General features: G+C 58.5%; 15 protein-coding genes. 8 read left to right on the forward strand and 7 right to left on the reverse strand.

Annotated elements, in window-relative coordinates:
* Positions 1–54: 54 nt before the first annotated feature.
* From NOR97_RS19200 to NOR97_RS19225, 6 genes are all read right to left on the reverse strand, one after another.
* Complete coding sequence (locus NOR97_RS19200) at positions 55–1,050, reverse strand: ABC transporter ATP-binding protein (protein ID WP_257601083.1); 996 nt, start codon at positions 1,048–1,050, stop codon at positions 55–57.
* Entirely contained in the window at positions 1,047–2,081 is a 1,035-nt protein-coding gene (locus NOR97_RS19205) for a Gfo/Idh/MocA family protein (protein ID WP_257601084.1), read from the reverse strand. Before NOR97_RS19205 ends, NOR97_RS19200 begins: the two co-directional genes overlap by 4 nt.
* Entirely contained in the window at positions 2,078–2,917 is an 840-nt protein-coding gene (locus NOR97_RS19210) for a carbohydrate ABC transporter permease (protein WP_170345231.1), read from the reverse strand. The genes NOR97_RS19205 and NOR97_RS19210 overlap by 4 nt, the downstream gene beginning before the upstream one ends.
* 10 nt (positions 2,918–2,927) lie before the next feature.
* A complete protein-coding gene (locus NOR97_RS19215; protein WP_171640900.1) occupies positions 2,928–3,842 on the reverse strand; it encodes a carbohydrate ABC transporter permease in 915 nt (304 codons plus the stop codon).
* A gap of 67 nt (positions 3,843–3,909) precedes the next feature.
* Positions 3,910–5,160: an ABC transporter substrate-binding protein gene (locus NOR97_RS19220; RefSeq protein WP_257601085.1), complete on the reverse strand. Its 1,251-nt coding sequence runs from the start codon at positions 5,158–5,160 to the stop codon at positions 3,910–3,912.
* Entirely contained in the window at positions 5,157–6,080 is a 924-nt protein-coding gene (locus NOR97_RS19225; RefSeq protein WP_257601086.1) for an N-acetylmuramic acid 6-phosphate etherase, read from the reverse strand. Before NOR97_RS19225 ends, NOR97_RS19220 begins: the two co-directional genes overlap by 4 nt.
* A gap of 158 nt (positions 6,081–6,238) precedes the next feature.
* Here NOR97_RS19225 and NOR97_RS19230 point away from each other — a divergent pair, with 158 nt between their 5' ends.
* The 5 genes from NOR97_RS19230 (at position 6,239) to NOR97_RS19250 (ending at position 11,093) form a co-directional block, all read left to right on the forward strand.
* Complete coding sequence (locus tag NOR97_RS19230) at positions 6,239–7,126, forward strand: BadF/BadG/BcrA/BcrD ATPase family protein (protein WP_257601087.1); 888 nt, start codon at positions 6,239–6,241, stop codon at positions 7,124–7,126.
* Complete coding sequence (locus NOR97_RS19235; RefSeq protein ID WP_170345226.1) at positions 7,113–7,868, forward strand: GntR family transcriptional regulator; 756 nt, start codon at positions 7,113–7,115, stop codon at positions 7,866–7,868. Before NOR97_RS19230 ends, NOR97_RS19235 begins: the two co-directional genes overlap by 14 nt.
* Before the next feature lie 12 nt (positions 7,869–7,880).
* A complete protein-coding gene (locus tag NOR97_RS19240; protein ID WP_257601088.1) occupies positions 7,881–8,909 on the forward strand; it encodes an SIS domain-containing protein in 1,029 nt (342 codons plus the stop codon).
* Positions 8,906–10,039, forward strand: coding sequence for an N-acetylglucosamine-6-phosphate deacetylase (nagA, locus tag NOR97_RS19245; RefSeq protein ID WP_257601089.1), 1,134 nt, complete (start codon positions 8,906–8,908; stop codon positions 10,037–10,039). Before NOR97_RS19240 ends, nagA begins: the two co-directional genes overlap by 4 nt.
* A gap of 181 nt (positions 10,040–10,220) precedes the next feature.
* Positions 10,221–11,093, forward strand: coding sequence for a bifunctional allantoicase/(S)-ureidoglycine aminohydrolase (locus NOR97_RS19250; RefSeq protein WP_257601090.1), 873 nt, complete (start codon positions 10,221–10,223; stop codon positions 11,091–11,093).
* Here the strand turns inward: NOR97_RS19250 and bhcR are convergent.
* On the reverse strand, positions 11,071–11,919 hold the full coding sequence (gene bhcR / locus NOR97_RS19255; RefSeq protein WP_257601091.1) for an HTH-type transcriptional regulator BhcR: 849 nt from the start codon (positions 11,917–11,919) through the stop codon (positions 11,071–11,073). The two genes, NOR97_RS19250 and bhcR, sit on opposite strands and share 23 nt — an antisense overlap.
* A gap of 169 nt (positions 11,920–12,088) precedes the next feature.
* On the opposite strand from bhcR, the gene bhcA reads away from it, so the two are divergent.
* The 3 genes from bhcA to bhcC are packed head-to-tail and all read left to right on the forward strand — an operon-like array spanning position 12,089 to position 15,438.
* On the forward strand, positions 12,089–13,279 hold the full coding sequence (gene bhcA, locus NOR97_RS19260) for an L-aspartate--glyoxylate aminotransferase BhcA (protein WP_257601092.1): 1,191 nt from the start codon (positions 12,089–12,091) through the stop codon (positions 13,277–13,279).
* Positions 13,279–14,247: a beta-hydroxyaspartate dehydratase BhcB gene (gene bhcB / locus NOR97_RS19265; protein ID WP_257601398.1), complete on the forward strand. Its 969-nt coding sequence runs from the start codon at positions 13,279–13,281 to the stop codon at positions 14,245–14,247. The genes bhcA and bhcB overlap by 1 nt, the downstream gene beginning before the upstream one ends.
* Before the next feature lie 27 nt (positions 14,248–14,274).
* A complete protein-coding gene (gene bhcC, locus NOR97_RS19270) occupies positions 14,275–15,438 on the forward strand; it encodes a 3-hydroxy-D-aspartate aldolase BhcC (protein ID WP_257601093.1) in 1,164 nt (387 codons plus the stop codon).
* The last annotated feature ends 28 nt before the right edge of the window (positions 15,439–15,466 follow it).

Genomic DNA, 15,466 nt, shown 5'->3' on the forward strand with positions numbered 1-15,466 from the left:
ACTGCATGGAAAAGTCGGCTGACTTAGGCCCCCAAAGCCCTGCGTCAGTGAGTGTCACGCGAGACGCGCACCCTGGGCGTCGAAGCGATAGACCCTGCCTGGAGAATATCCAAATCGGATGCTCTGACCGGCTTCAACCTGATGCTGCCCGAACAGGCGCGCGGTGATCTGGTGATCCTGCATCATGGCAATTACGTTGGTGTCACCGCCCAAATGTTCGACATGGGTGACGTTTGCGACAACCGGACCGTCGTCAGACAAAAACAGGTCTTCCGGCCGGATTCCCGTTGTAATGTCTGCGCTTTCGCCGATCATGCTGGCGGGAAAGAAATTCATCGACGGCGCCCCAAGGAAACCGGCCACGAACTGGTTGGCGGGGTTGTTGTAAAGCTCCATCGGGCTGCCGACCTGTTCCACACGCCCGTCGCGCAGGACGACGATCTTGTCGGCAAGAGTCATTGCCTCGGTCTGGTCGTGGGTCACGTAGATCATCGAAGCGTCAAGCTGCCGGTGCAGGTTCGCGATTTCCAACCGTGTATTCATACGCAGGGCCGCATCGAGATTGGACAGAGGCTCGTCGAACAGGAACAGCTTCGGTTCCCGGACGATGGCGCGACCGATGGCGACGCGCTGGCGCTGACCACCGGACAGTTCGGAAGGATACCGGTCAAGGTAAGGTTCGAGGTTCAGCATCTTGCTGGCCCTGGCAACACGCTCTTCGATGACCTGCCTGCTCTGGCCTTCCTGTTTCAGCGCCAATGACATGTTCTTGCGCACGTTCAGGTGGGGGTAGAGAGCATAGCTCTGGAACACCATTGCGATACCGCGTTTTGAGGGCGGTGTGAGGTTCATGAGCTCACCGCCGATGCGTACCTCGCCTGACGTCACATCCTCGAGCCCCGCGATGACACGCAGAAGGGTGGATTTACCGCACCCCGAAGGGCCGACGAAGACGACGAATTCGCCCTCGTCAACGTCGATGTTGATATCCCTGAGGACCTCGACGGTGCCGAAGGACTTGTTCACGTTTTGCAGCGTCAGGGCGGTCATGTGCGTGCCTCTTTCAGCGAAATGGGTTGGCCGGTACGGATGCTTTCATCAGCGGCCAGGCAGATGGCCAGCGATTGCACCGCGTCGTTCATGTGGCGGGACAGATCGATATCTTCGGCGATGGCGCGCAGCATATAGGCTTGCTCGGCGTCACAGAGTTGCTGATGGCCGGGTTCATCGGGCAGGTCGATCGTCTGATCACCTTCGGGGCGGTGAACTAGAAGACCGCCGACCTTAGTGTGACCGTCGATATCGGCCGATGCGCCCTTGTTCCCATCAGTGATCGAGACCGAGCCGTTGGGTGAGATGATATCTTTCACGAAGAACGCGGTTTCGGACATCATCGGGCCCCAGCCGGCCTCGTACCAGCCGATTGAGCCGTCTTCGAAGATCACCTGGAACTGGCCGTAGTTATACATGTCTTCGGCAATCTCATCACTCAGGCGCAGGCCCATACCATGCACGCGGACGGGATCGGAATCGGTGATCTGGCACATCACATCGACGTAATGCACGCCGCAATCGACGATAGGGGACGTCGTCTGCATCAAGGCCTTGTGCGTTTCCCATTCGGCCCCGCTGCTTTGCTGGTTCAGGTTCAGACGGAAGACATACGGCCCGCCGAGTTCGCGCGCCTCCGCGATCAGGCGCATCCATGACGGGTGGTGCCGCAGAATATATCCGATCACCAGTTTCCGGCCGGTTTCCACTGCTTTTGCGACCACGCGTCTGGCGTCCGCAACCGTCGTGGCCAGTGGCTTTTCAACAAAGACATGCGCTCTTGCTTCCATTGCGGCGCAGGCGAAGTCTGCGTGGCTGTCGGAATAGGTTGCGACGACGACCAGATCGGGGTTTGTCTCGGCCAGTGCCGCCTGAAAATCCGTATAGGCCGGATAGCCTGACAGGTCGGGATGGTCCACTCGACCAGATCGGTTGACCAGTCCCACGATCCGTGCGTCGGGGTGACGATGATGGGCCAAGGCATGGCTCAGACCCATGTTGCCAAGACCAGCGATCAGAACCCGGGTCATTTGACAGCTCCTGAGGTGATACCGCGGATCAGCTGGCGCGAGAAGATCACGTAGAGCACCAGAACCGGCAGGATCGCCATGCTGAGTGCGGACAGAACCGCGTTCCAGTCGGTGACAAACTGGCCGATGAAGACCTGACTGCCCAGCGTCAGGGTTTTGGTCTCTTCCGCGGGCGCCAAGATCAGCGGGAACCAGAGATCGTTCCAGATCGGGATCATGTTGAACACGGCGACGGTCGCCATGGCGGGCCGGACCAGAGGCAGCACCAACCGAAAAAAGATCGTGTATTCCGAAAGCCCATCGATGCGCCCCGCATTCTTCAGGTCATCACTGACCTGGCGCATGAACTCGGACAGGATGAACACGGCCAACGGCAAGCCCTGAGCCGTGTAGACGAAGATCAGGGCCCAAAGCGTGTTCACAAGCCCCGTGGCGACCATCATCTCCAGGATCGCCACTGTGCCGATGCGGATCGGGATCATGATCCCAAGTGCCAGATAGAGCCCCATCAACATGTTGCCCTTGAACCGGTATTCGCTGAGGGCAAAGGCCGCCATGGCACCGAACAGCAGGATAAAGGTCAGTGAAACCACGGTGACGATCAGCGAGTTCTGAAAGTAGAGAAAGAAATCCCCCTGCTTCATCACCGTCTGGTAGCCGATCAGGGAAAAGCTTTCGGCATCAGGCAAGGCAAGCGGTTCGCGAAAGATGGCACGGCGCGTTTTGAAGCTGTTGATGATGATCACGAAAACCGGGAACAGGGCGATCAGAGTGTAAAGGATCAACGCTCCATGCATTGCGGCGGTATTCAGCGGATTCGTGCGCGCTTTGTTCATTGTAGAGCCCTCACAGCTGATACCGGCGCATCCGGGTCTGGATGCCGAAAAGGTAAATGCAAACACCTACAAGGATGATGGCGAACATCGCACCGGCAATGGCGGACCCCATGTACGGATCACCCAATTGCAGTTGGAAGCCGAAGAATGTGCGGTACATGAAAGTGCCCAGGATGTCGGTCGAAAAATCCGGTCCCGCCAGCGCGCCCTGAGAGACATAGATCAGATCGAATGCGTTGAAATTGCCCACGAATGTGAGGATCGAGATGATCCCGATCGAGGGCAGGATCAGCGGCAGTTTTATTTTCCAGAAAGCCGAAGCTCCTGTGATCCCGTCAATCTCGCCGGCTTCAAGAATTTCTTCAGGGATCGACAGCAGGGCCGCATAGATCAGCATCATCGGGATGCCGACGAATTGCCAGACCGAGACAAGCGCCAGAGTCGTCAGCGCGTATTCTTCCTTGCCCAGCCACGGAGCAAACAGGGATTTCAGGCCAACAGCGTCCAGCATCGAGGGCGCAATCCCCCAAAGCGGAGACAGGATCAGTTTCCAGGCAAAACCCACAATCACGAAGCTCAGGATCGTCGGAATGAAAATGGCCGACCGGTACAGTGCGGCAAAGCGCAGCCTCGGGTGTGACAGGATCGCGGCCAGGGCGATTCCGATGGGATTCTGCACCAGCATGTGGATCAGGAAGAACCAGAAGTTGTTGCCCAGCGCATTCCAGAATTGCTCGGACCACAGCGGATCAAAGAACAAGGTTCGGAAATTCTCCAACCCCACATACACACGCGCCTGATCGACTTCGGTGAACAGCGCAAGGCGGAGCGTGTTGAACAAGGGCAGGATCATCACCGCCGTGTAGACCAGCACCGCAGGTGCAAGGAAAACAGCGATGTGCCAGCGTATGCGGCGCGTCTGCATGGGATTCTCCGAGGAAAAGTGCCGGGCGCGGCGCGATGGGCCGCACCCGGAGTGAGTGGTTCAGGTGTTACTGATGCGGTGCGTACCAGCTGGCCAAACCATCTTGCAGTTTCTTGCCCAAAGCCTCGGGGCTTTCGGTGCCCTTGATGGCTGCAACGGATGCACCCCAGGTCTCGTTTTCAAGATTGGGTGTGCCGCGTGACAGGATCTGATAGGTCGAACGGATGGTGCTCTCGCACTCATCCCGCCACCCGACGATTTCCTTGGCAAGGGGATCTTCCAATTCAACCGGAGTGTTGGAAAGAGGGAAGAAACCGGGAACCGCATTGCCGAAGATGCTGGCGAATTCCGGGCTTGCAACCCAGGCCAGGAACGTACGGGCAGCCTCCTGGTTTTCGCTGGCAGCGTTCAGGCCGATGCCGATATCGGTATGGTCCGAGATATAGCAGGTGTCACCGGCATTCTGGACCGGCGGCTTGAAGGCACCCATCTCAAAATCAGCCTGCGTGTTGAAACCTGCAATCTCCCAGCTGCCCGCCGGGTAAATTGCAGCGCGGCCCAATGTGAACAGGTTCTGGCTGTCGGGATAGGTCTGCGCCTCGTATCCGTCACCCAGATAATCGGCCCATTTCGCCAAAGTGGCAAAGGGCGCGACCCACTGAGGGTCGGTCAGTTTCTGTTCGCCTTTGATCAGAGCCAGACGGCCTTCTTCACCTTTCCAGTAGTTCGGGCCGATGTTGTTGTAACCCATCGTTGCGGCTTCCCACTGGTCATTGGTGCCCATCGCCATCGGTATATAGGTGCCGTCTTCCTTGATCTTGTCCAACACTTCAAAGAATTCCGCCTCGGTGGTCGGAACCTCCAGACCCAATTCGTTGAACGCATCCTTGTTGTAGATGAAACCGTGGATCACCGATGCCATCGGAACACAAAAGCTGGCCGACCCGTCGTCTGTCTGCCACGCGGATTTGGCAACGTCCGAGAAGTTGTTCATCGCATCCAGATCGGACAGGTCGGTCAGATGGCCCGCTTCGTAAAGCGCCAGAGAAGCATCGAACGGGCGGCAGGTGATCAGATCACCGGCGGATCCGGCTTCCAGCTTCGAGTTCAGAACCGCGTTGTACTCCGCCGGGGCTGAAGGCGAGAAAACAACTTTGATACCTGGATTGGCCGCCTCGAATGCAGGGATGATCTTTTCCTGCCAGAGAGCGAGGTCATCGTTGCGCCAGCTTTCGATTGTCAGCGTAGCATCTTGCGCATAGGCACTTGTGACCAGCGCCGTGCTCAACAGAGCCAGGCTCAGAACTTTGCGTTTCATTTGGTTTCTCCCAGGTTGCTATGTTCGTTTTCTTCATTCAGTCGGTTCATCGCATGACGCAGACGGCCATTCGTTTCAGCCAGTCGCTTTTGTGCATCCTCTGCCGATACGGCACCTGCGGCGACAAGTGCCGCGCATTTCAGGTTCCCATCCGCGGCCCTCAGGGCATCATCGGCACGTTCAGGTGATACGCCGGTTAGCTGGCAAACGATTCCGTTGGCGCGCGCGCGCAATTTGTCATTGTCCGCCCGCAGATTGATCATCATACCGTCCTGAATATGCCCAAGTTCGATGGCCATCAGCGTCGACAACGTATTGAGGGCTATTTTCTGCGCAGTGCCGGCCCCCATCCGGGTTGAGCCCGAGATCAACTCCGGAGGGGTCGCAAGCAGAACGGCATGGTCCGCCAGTTGCAACAATTGCGAGCCCGCGTTGTTTGCAATCCCGATCACGGGCGTCCCCCTGTCGCGCGCCAGTTTTGCGGCGGCGACGGTATATGGCGTGGTGCCGCTGGCCGAGACCGCGATGAGCGTATCGTTGGCAACCATATCCGACACCTCTTGCGCCAGCCCATCAACAGCGTCCTCTACATCCCCCGGCATGTCTGCCGTGGTCGGCATTCCACCTGCCATGTGAATGCGGATCTGCTGCGACGGAATTGAGAACGTTCCGCCAAGCTCCAGCGCGTCCGAGGCCGCCATGAGGCCGGAAGACCCCGCCGCAAGATACCGAAGCGTGCCGCCCGACCGGATCGTTTGGGCCATGGCCGTCGCCCCGCTGCAAATCGGGCCAAGCGCATCAAGCACTGCCGTCGCCGCTGATACCTGCGACCGCGCCAGCAGGCCGGCCACCTCTGCCAGCGGACGGGTATCAAGCCCATGCGCATCCTGATGCAATTGTTCTGTCGCCGGCGTAATCAAGTGATTCTCCCCCAAGAACTCTCGATATCATACCTTTTAAATACCATTAGTCTACCATTTATTTTTTCTCATAATTTTGGCCATTATAGCATAATATTCGCCACTTTGGTCACAATTAGGACTTCAAAACGCATAAAAGGTATTATAAAGGTCTTTATATGGTAAAGTCATCAAAACCCATGTTCCTGGCCGCCGACGGGGGTGGAACGCGCTGCCGCGTCGCCGCTTTTGTTGATGGCGAAACACACCGGGTCGAAGTCGGCGCGGCAAACGTGTCCACGGATTTCGAGGCCGCCTGCATCGAACTGCGGCACGGCCTGGAAGCTCTGGCTGTTCAGACGGGCCGTTCGCCCGAGGAGCTTGCGCAAGCGCCGGCCTATCTGGGCCTGGCCGGGATAACAGGTGATGCGATTGCCCGGAAGCTTGCGGCGGCATTGCCATTTCGGCACGTCCGGATCGAAGATGATCGCGCAGCAGCTTTGCGCGGCGCATTGGGGGGCAATGACGGGTTTGTCGCACATTGCGGCACCGGTTCCTTTGTTGCAATGCAAAGGGGTGGCACGATGAAGTTTGCCGGCGGATGGGGCCCTGTTCTGGGCGATCAGGCTTCCGCGCAATGGGTTGGCAAACGGGCGCTGGCCAAGACGCTGGAACACACGGATGGTATGACCGGCCCTTCAGCATTGGCGCGGGATCTGCTGTCTCGATTCGGCGATGCCGCAGGAATTGTACGGGCCGCCGCTGACATGACGCCATCTGACTTTGGCGCCCTCGCCCCGCTTGTGACCGAGCTTTCCAATCGCGGGGACGACTTGGCCAGATCCATCCTTCGGGACGGTGCGGACTATCTGATCGACGTGATGAAGAAAATGGGCTGGAACGTTGACCTGCCCGTTTGTCTGACCGGGGGCATCGGCCCCCTTTATGCGCCATACCTGCCTGCGGACATGCAATCCGCTCTGGTCCAGCCTGCGGGCGATCCACTGTCCGGCGCACTTGCATTGGCACAGGCCTATCTGGAGGAAATCGAACATGAACATAGCTGATTTCCTGCGGCCCGAAGGATGGTTGGGGCAAAGCTCGGGCCCGCGCTATGTACAGCTCCGTCAGCGCCTCGAACAAGGGATCAAGGACGGTATCCTGCCCCCCAACAGTTCGCTGCCCCCCGAAAGAGAAATCGCCGAGATCACCGACCTGTCGCGTGTGACTGTGCGCAAGGCCATTCATGAATTGGTGCGCAAAGGTGCAATCGAACAACGGCAGGGGTCTGGGTCTTTTGTTCGCGAACCCGTGGCGAAGGTTGAACAGTCGCTGTCCCATCTGACGTCTTTCACCGAAGACATGGAGCGGCGCGGGCTCAAGACGACCTCGACTTGGCTGGAACGTGGGGTGTTCCTGCCATCTCCGGAAGAAATGATGGCATTGGGCTTGTCGGCAAATGAACAGGTCGCACGTATCTACCGCCTGCGAGAGGCAGGAGGACGCCCGATGGCGTTGGAAAAAGCGGCCCTTCCGCTGGATATCCTGCCGAACCCCACCGAAGTGACGGGGTCGCTTTACTCTGTTCTTGAACAATCTGGCCTGCGACCGGTGCGCGCGATCCAGAAAATCTCGGCCATCAACCTAGAACCACCCGAGGCAGAGCTTCTGGATGTTGCGGAAGGTACGGCCGGGCTTCGGATTCAACGCACTTCGTATCTGCAAAGCGGGCGGGTCGCTGAATTGACCCGCTCGATCTACCGCGGTGATGCCTATGACTTCGTGGCTGAGCTGCGCCTGTCAAATTGAAAGCCTGGGAAAATGTCTGACACAACCACTCAAATGCGGCGCGAGATCGACGAGATTCCCGACGCCGTCGACCGCCTTCTGACCGAGGGCGCGGAATTGATCGCGCAAACCGCCACTGAGATCCGGGCCCGTGACCCGCGGTTCCTGATTTCGGTTGCGCGCGGATCCTCGGATCACGCCTGCAGCTTTCTGAAATACGCCTCGGAACTGCTGCTTGGTTTGCCGATGGCTTCGGTCGGACCGTCGGTAAAATCCATCTACGGTGTCGACATGCGCTGCGAGGATGCCATCTGCATCTCTGTCTCACAATCCGGTCAGAGTCCCGATATCGTGCAACTCACGCAGTCGCTCACATCCGGCGGGGCTTACTCGGTTGCGATCACGAACAACCCTGCCTCTGCCCTGGCCGAGGCGGCTGCGGCAACACTGCCCATTCACGCGGGCCCCGAACTGAGCGTGGCGGCGACAAAGACATTCGTGACGTCTCTGGTCGCCGGGTTGTGGCTGATTGCGCAGGTGAAGCGCGATGATCTTTTGTTACGCGCAATCCATGGTCTGCCCGAAAGCTTGTCGACCGCAATCGCCTGCGACTGGAGCGCCGTGGCAGACGCGGTTGATGGTCGCTCTTTGTTTACTTTGGGGCGCGGCCTGTCTTTGGCCATTTCCAACGAAGCCGCGTTGAAATTCAAGGAAACCTGCCAGATCCACGCAGAAAGCTATTCGGCGGCCGAGGTTCTGCACGGCCCGGTTTCCATCGTGGATCAGGGCTTTCCCGTGCTTGCTTTGTCGTCCGGGGATGCAGCAGAGGACAATCTGGCCGAAGTTGCAGACGCACTTGCGTCCAAAGGCGCTGTGGTTTTCGCCACAACCGGCCGCGTGAAACACGCGACAGAACTGCCGCATGTCCGGACGTCTCATTGGATGACGGACCCGATACCGACAATTGCGTCGTTTTATGGAATGGTGGAGAAGGTGGCCACACAACGAGGGATCAACCCGGACACACCACGCCATCTGAAAAAAGTGACGGAAACGGTATGACCAGTTCTACCATCACCTTTGCCGGCGGCCCGATCTTCGATGGCACTGAATTGCGTGACGGATATGCCGCACGGTTCAGAAACGGTGTGCTGGATGCGTTGGTCCCCTTGGATCAGATCGCGCAGGACGACCAGATCGAGGACCTGCATGGCGACATCCTCAGCCCCGGCTATGCTGATTTGCAGGTGAACGGCGGCGGGGGCGTGATGTTCAACGATGATCCATCGGTTCACACGCTGACCCAAATCGCCCGTGCTCATCGCGCGCTGGGTGCCACTCGCATCCTGCCAACCCTGATCACGGACACGGCCGAGAAAACCCGGGCCGCGATTGATGCCGCCATCAAGGCCGTTCAGACGGGTGTTTCCGGTATTGCGGGCCTGCATCTGGAAGGTCCGCACCTGTCTGAGCGGCGCAAGGGCGCACATGATGCCGCCTTCATCCGCCCGATGCAGCAAACCAATCTGGAAATTCTGATCGACGCTGCAAAACACCTGCCTGCTTTGATGGTCACGCTGGCCCCCGAAAGCACAACCCTGCAACAGGTTGAAGCACTGAAGCGCGCGGGGGTGATTGTTTCTCTGGGGCATACGGACGCGCCTTTTGAGACCTGCCTGGCGTTCTCAAAGGCCGGGGCGCAGTGCGCAACGCATTTGTTCAATGCGATGAGCCAGCTTGGCAGCCGTGAACCGGGACTGGTCGGCGCGGCGCTATCCTGCGGATCGCTATCGGCGGGTTTGATCGCGGATGGTATCCACGTTCATCCCGATACGATGCGGATTGCCTGGGCTGCCAAGCGCGGACCAGGGCGGATTTTCCTTGTCAGCGATGCGATGGCGGTCGCCGGCACGTCACTGACGGAATTTCAGTTGGAAGGACGCCGCATCCGGCGGGAAAACGGCAGGCTGACGTTAGAGGATGGCACTCTGGCCGGGGCCGACTTGTGCCTGACAAGCGCGGTGCGGGTTCTGACGGAACAAGCCGGGATCCCCTTTCAGGATGCACTCGCCGCAGCAACAAGCGTTCCGCTCGGGATGATTTCCGGGAAAAGCAAAGGACTGAAACCAGACCTGTCGCAGATGATACGGATTGCCCCGAATCTGTCCCGGGTCAGACCGGTGCGACCCTGACCCAAACCTCGTTGATCCGACTGGCTGCGCAGCGCGTGCGATGACAACGCTGCGTGCGTTTTCTGACGGCCAAATTCTGATTTTTCAAATCTTCGCGAATAGAGCTGTCGCCTTTTTGCGGGTGGTCCGCATCGATCCTTCGGCGCATATTTCAGGCATATGACATTTTTCAGGAGCATGCATGACCGCCAAGTATTATTCGCCACACGGTGGGCATCCTGGTCAGGAGCAATTGCTGACTGACCGCGCCGTTTTTACTGACGCGTATGCAGTGATCCCAAAGGGAACGATGCGGGATATCGTGACCAGTTTTCTGCCGTTTTGGGACGACACCCGCTTATGGGTGATATCACGCCCGCTCAGCGGCTTTGCAGAAACCTTTTCGCAATACATCATGGAAGTTCAGCCCGGCGGTGGCTCTGACCGGCCCGAGACCGATCCCGAAGCCGAAGGCGTTTTGTTCGTGGTCGAAGGTACAGCGACCTTGACGGCCGACGGCACGACCTATCAGCTGACGCCCGGCGGCTATGCCTACCTGCCCGCTGAATGCAACTGGACCTTACGAAACCGAGGCGGTGAGACCCTGCGCTTCCACTGGATTCGAAAGGCTTATGAAGCGGTGGAAGGGCTTGACCGCCCGGACGTTCTGGTTCTCAACGAAAATGAGATCACGCCGACGCCGATGCCCGGAACCGACGGAAAATGGGCCACGACGCGCTTTGTCGATCCAAGTGACTTGCGGCACGATATGCACGTGACCGTGGTGACTTTCGAGCCCGGCGCCGTCATTCCTTTCCTTGAAACACATGTGATGGAACATGGTCTGTATGTTCTTGAGGGAAAGGCCGTCTACAGGCTGAACAATGATTGGGTAGAGGTCGAGGCCGGCGATTACATGTGGTTGCGCGCATTCTGCCCGCAGGCCTGCTATGCAGGCGGGCCGGGTAAGTTCCGTTACCTGCTGTACAAAGACGTGAACCGACATATGGCATTGCGGCCGGGGCCAGCGGCTTATCCGCAGCACCGGCGCCTCAGGACAGCGGCGCAGAAATAGTCCCGCCGATGGCCAGAGTTAACTGATTCGCCGCCTCGATGACGGGGCGGCTTAGGCGCACGATTTCGGCTTCGCTGACGCGGCTTGTCGGTCCGGATACTGAAATCCCGGCAACCGCCTCTCGGTTGGTATCGAAAACCGGCGCAGCGATACAGCGCATTCCCGCATTCTTTTCTTCATTGTCTATCGAGAAGCCCTGTGCCCTGACCTTGGCAAGATCTTCTTTCAGCGCGGTCGGGCTTGTAATCGACCGGTCCGTGAAGGCCCGCAGTTCCGTCTTGGCCAACAGCCGGTCCAGCCGATCTTCATCCATATATGCCAGCAGAGCTTTCCCGATGCCCGATGCGTGCATCGGAGACAGCGTGCCCGGAGGGAAAAACGCCCGGATGCTGGCATGGGTTTCCACCTGGCTCAGGAACAATACCATTCCTTCTTTCTCGACCCCCAGGTTTGCGGTCTCGCCGGTGGCCTCCATCAGCTTTCGCATCACGGGTCGGGCCCGGTCCACAAGGCTGGTGCGACGCAGGAAGCGCGAGCCGATCACGAACGCACGAGGACCGATGTGCCAGACCTGCTCGTCATGATCGAACTCGACAAGGCCCCTGCCCTCTAGTGTAACGAGGATTCGGTAAACTGTGGCGGGCGACTGGCCCATTTCGTCGGACAGCGCGGTCAACGCCTTGCCCTGCGCTTCACTCAGATACTCAAAAACTTCCATCGCACGGTCGAGAGATTTGATCGTGTTTTGCGCTGTCTTGTCGTCCCATCCCCGTGGTCTTCCACGGGCTCTTCTGCGGACTTCGCGAGTATTGTCTTGAGAATCCATAAAAACCCTTTGATCATTCGTGAAAGCCTAATTCATCATATGAAAAATATAAGGCACTGACAATTATAAATTAAATCCAAATCACCGAATTTTGAAAAGCATTTTCAAAAATGTATCGGGCTGAGCGAGGGACGCTTATTGTGTGGTCAACGACGGAAGGAGACCATCCATGAGCTTTCAAAACCCCGTTTTCATCCCGGGCCCGACCAACATCCCGGAAAGCCTGCGCAAGGCTTGCGACATGCCCACCATCGACCATCGCTCGCCGCTGTTCGGGCAAATCCTGCACCCCGCGCGCGCGGGTGTTCAGAAAGTCCTGAAAAGCAACAGCGCAGAAGTCTTCATCTTTCCGTCGACCGGAACAGGAGGCTGGGAGACCGCGCTGACCAACACCCTGTCGGCCGGTGACAAGGTTCTGGCGGCGCGCAACGGCATGTTCAGCCATCGCTGGATCGATATGTGCCAACGTCACGGTCTGAATGTCGAGATCGTCGAAACCCCTTGGGGCGACGGGCTGCCAGCCGATCGTTTCGAAGAGATTCTGACCGCCGACACAAGCCACGAAATCAAGGCTGTTCTTGCCACGCATAACGAGACGGCAACCGGTGTGAAATCGGATATTGCCGCTATACGCAAGGCGCTGAATGCCGCCCGTCACCCTGCCATGCTGTTCGTCGATGGTGTTTCATCGATCGGGTCCATGGATTTCCGTTTTGACGAATGGGGTGTTGATGTGGCCGTCACGGGCTCGCAGAAAGGGTTCATGTTGCCTGCGGGCCTTGCCATCGTCGGGTTCAGCCAGCGGGCAATGGGTGCGACCAGCACAGGCACCCTGCCCCGCACCTTCTTTGACGTGCACGACATGGCGAAGGGTTATGCCAACAACGCCTATCCTTATACCCCTGCTGTTGGCTTGATGAATGGCCTCAACCAGGCCTGCGATATGTTGCTGAGTGAAGGTTTGGAAAACGTCTTTGCCCGGCATCACCGTATTGCCGAAGGAGTACGTGCCGCGGTGGGCGCGTGGGGGCTGGAGCTTTGCGCAGCGAACCCGTCGGTATATTCTGACACCGTCAGCGCGATCCGCACGCCAAACGATTTCAACGCCACCGACATTGTAACACACGCGGCCGAAAAATACGGCGTGGCCTTCGGTGTCGGCCTTGGCGAAGTCGCGGGCAAGGTATTCCGCATCGGACATCTGGGAAGCCTGACGGATGTCATGGCCCTGTCCGGGATTGCCACCGCTGAAATGTGCATGGTCGACCTGGGCCTGAACATCCGTCTGGGCTCGGGCGTGGCGGCTGCGCAGGAATACTATCGCGGTCATTCGGGCGCCGTTCAGAAGGACGCCGCATGATGAAGGACTGCAACATGTACATCCCGACCTACGAGGACATGCTGGCGGCACATGATCGGATCGAGCCCATTATCCGCCGCACACCGGTCCGCACCTCGGACTATCTGAACGAACTGAGCGGTGCACAGCTGTTCTTCAAATGTGAGAACTTTCAGGAACCGGGTGCCTTCAAGGTGCGCGGGGCAGCAAACGCCGTGTTTGGCCTTGATGACGAACAGGCCAGGAAAGGCGTTGCAACCCATTCTTCGGGCAACCACGCCTCGTGCCTGTCCTATGCGGCGATGAAGCGGGGCATACCGTGCAACGTCGTCATGCCGCGCACAGCGCCGCAGGCCAAGAAAGACACGGTGCGTCGCTATGGTGGGAAGATCACGGAATGTGAGCCCTCCACCTCGTCGCGCGAAGCGACCTTTGCCGAGGTTCAGGCCTCCACGGGCGGGGATTTTGTCCACCCCTACAATGATCCGCGCGTGATAGCCGGGCAAGGCACCTGCTCGCGCGAGTTCATCGAGCAGACCGACGGTCTGGACGCGGTGGTCGCCCCCATCGGCGGCGGCGGCATGGTGTCCGGCACCTGTCTGACCCTGTCGACGCTCGCCCCGGAAACCGCGATCATCGCGGCGGAACCGGAACAGGCCGACGATGCCTATCGCAGCTTCAAGGCCGGCCACATCATAGCGGATGACGCACCCAAGACGATTGCCGACGGGCTGCTGGTTCCGCTGAAGGAGCTGACCTGGCATTTCGTGTCGAACCATGTCTCCGCGATCTACACGGCTTCCGAGCAAGAGATCATCGACGCGATGAAACTGACGTGGAAACACCTTCGGATCGTGATGGAACCATCTTCGGCCGTTCCGCTGGCTACGATCCTGAAAAACCCGGTCGCTTTCAAAGGCAAGCGGGTCGGCGTGATCATAACCGGGGGTAATGTCGATCTGGACAGGCTGCCCTGGCTGAACGCGTAACATCAATCCCGACATAGGAATACGGAAATGAAAGATATGACCAATCTCGACAATTTCGAAGTAGGCTTTGACATTCCGGCCAAGCCCGGAATGGATGAAGCAGATATCCAGACCCCCTCTCTTGTGCTCGATCTCGACGCGCTTGAACGCAACATCAAGAAGATGGGCGACTATGCCAAGGCGCACGGCATGCGCCACCGCGTGCATGGAAAAATGCACAAATCTGTAGACGTGGCCAAGTTGCAGGAGAAAATCGGAGGCGCCGTTGGCGTTTGCTGCCAGAAAGTTTCAGAGGCCGAAGTGTTCGTGCGCGGCGGTATCAAGGACGTTCTGGTGTCGAACCAGGTGCGCGACCCTGCCAAGATCGACCGTCTTGCCAGCCTGCCAAAGCTGGGCAGCCGCATCATCGTTTGCGTCGACGATCTGGACAATGTCGCGGATCTTTCCGGCGCGGCGGTGGATCATGGGACACAGCTGGAAGTCTTCATCGAGATCGACTGCGGCGCTGGCCGTTGCGGCGTGACAACGACCCCGGAAGTGATCGAGATTGCCAAAGCGGTCAAAGCGGCTGACAACCTGAAATTCACCGGCATACAGGCCTATCAGGGGGCCATGCAGCACCTCGACAGCTATGAAGCGCGCAAGGAAAAGCTCGATACCGCCATTGCCATGGTAAAAGACGCCGTCGAGGGCCTCAAAGCCGAAGGCATCGAGTGCGAATTGGTCTCGGGCGGTGGCACCGGTTCATACTACTTCGAGTCCAACTCGGGCGTGTACAACGAACTGCAATGCGGGTCCTACGCGTTCATGGATGCCGATTACGGCCGGATCCTGGACAAGGACGGCAACCGGATCGATCAGGGCGAGTGGGAAAACGCCTTCTTCATCCTGACCAGCGTCATGAGCCACGCCAAGGCGGACAAGGCGATTGTCGATGCGGGCCTCAAGGCGCAGTCGGTGGACAGCGGCCTGCCGGTAGTCTTTGGCCGCGACGATGTCGAATACATCAAGTGTTCGGACGAACACGGCGTCGTCATGGATACGAAAGGTGTGCTGAAGGTCAACGACAAGCTCAGGCTGGTTCCGGGACACTGCGACCCAACCGCAAATGTACACGATTGGTATGTCGGTGTTCGCAACGGCAAGGTCGAGACCGTCTGGCCCGTATCCGCCCGCGGACGCGCTTATTGATCTGAACTTGCTCTGTTTGGGAGGGCTG

The sequence above is a fragment of the Ruegeria sp. YS9 genome, assembly GCF_024628725.1.
GTDB classification, from domain to species: domain Bacteria; phylum Pseudomonadota; class Alphaproteobacteria; order Rhodobacterales; family Rhodobacteraceae; genus Ruegeria; species Ruegeria atlantica_C.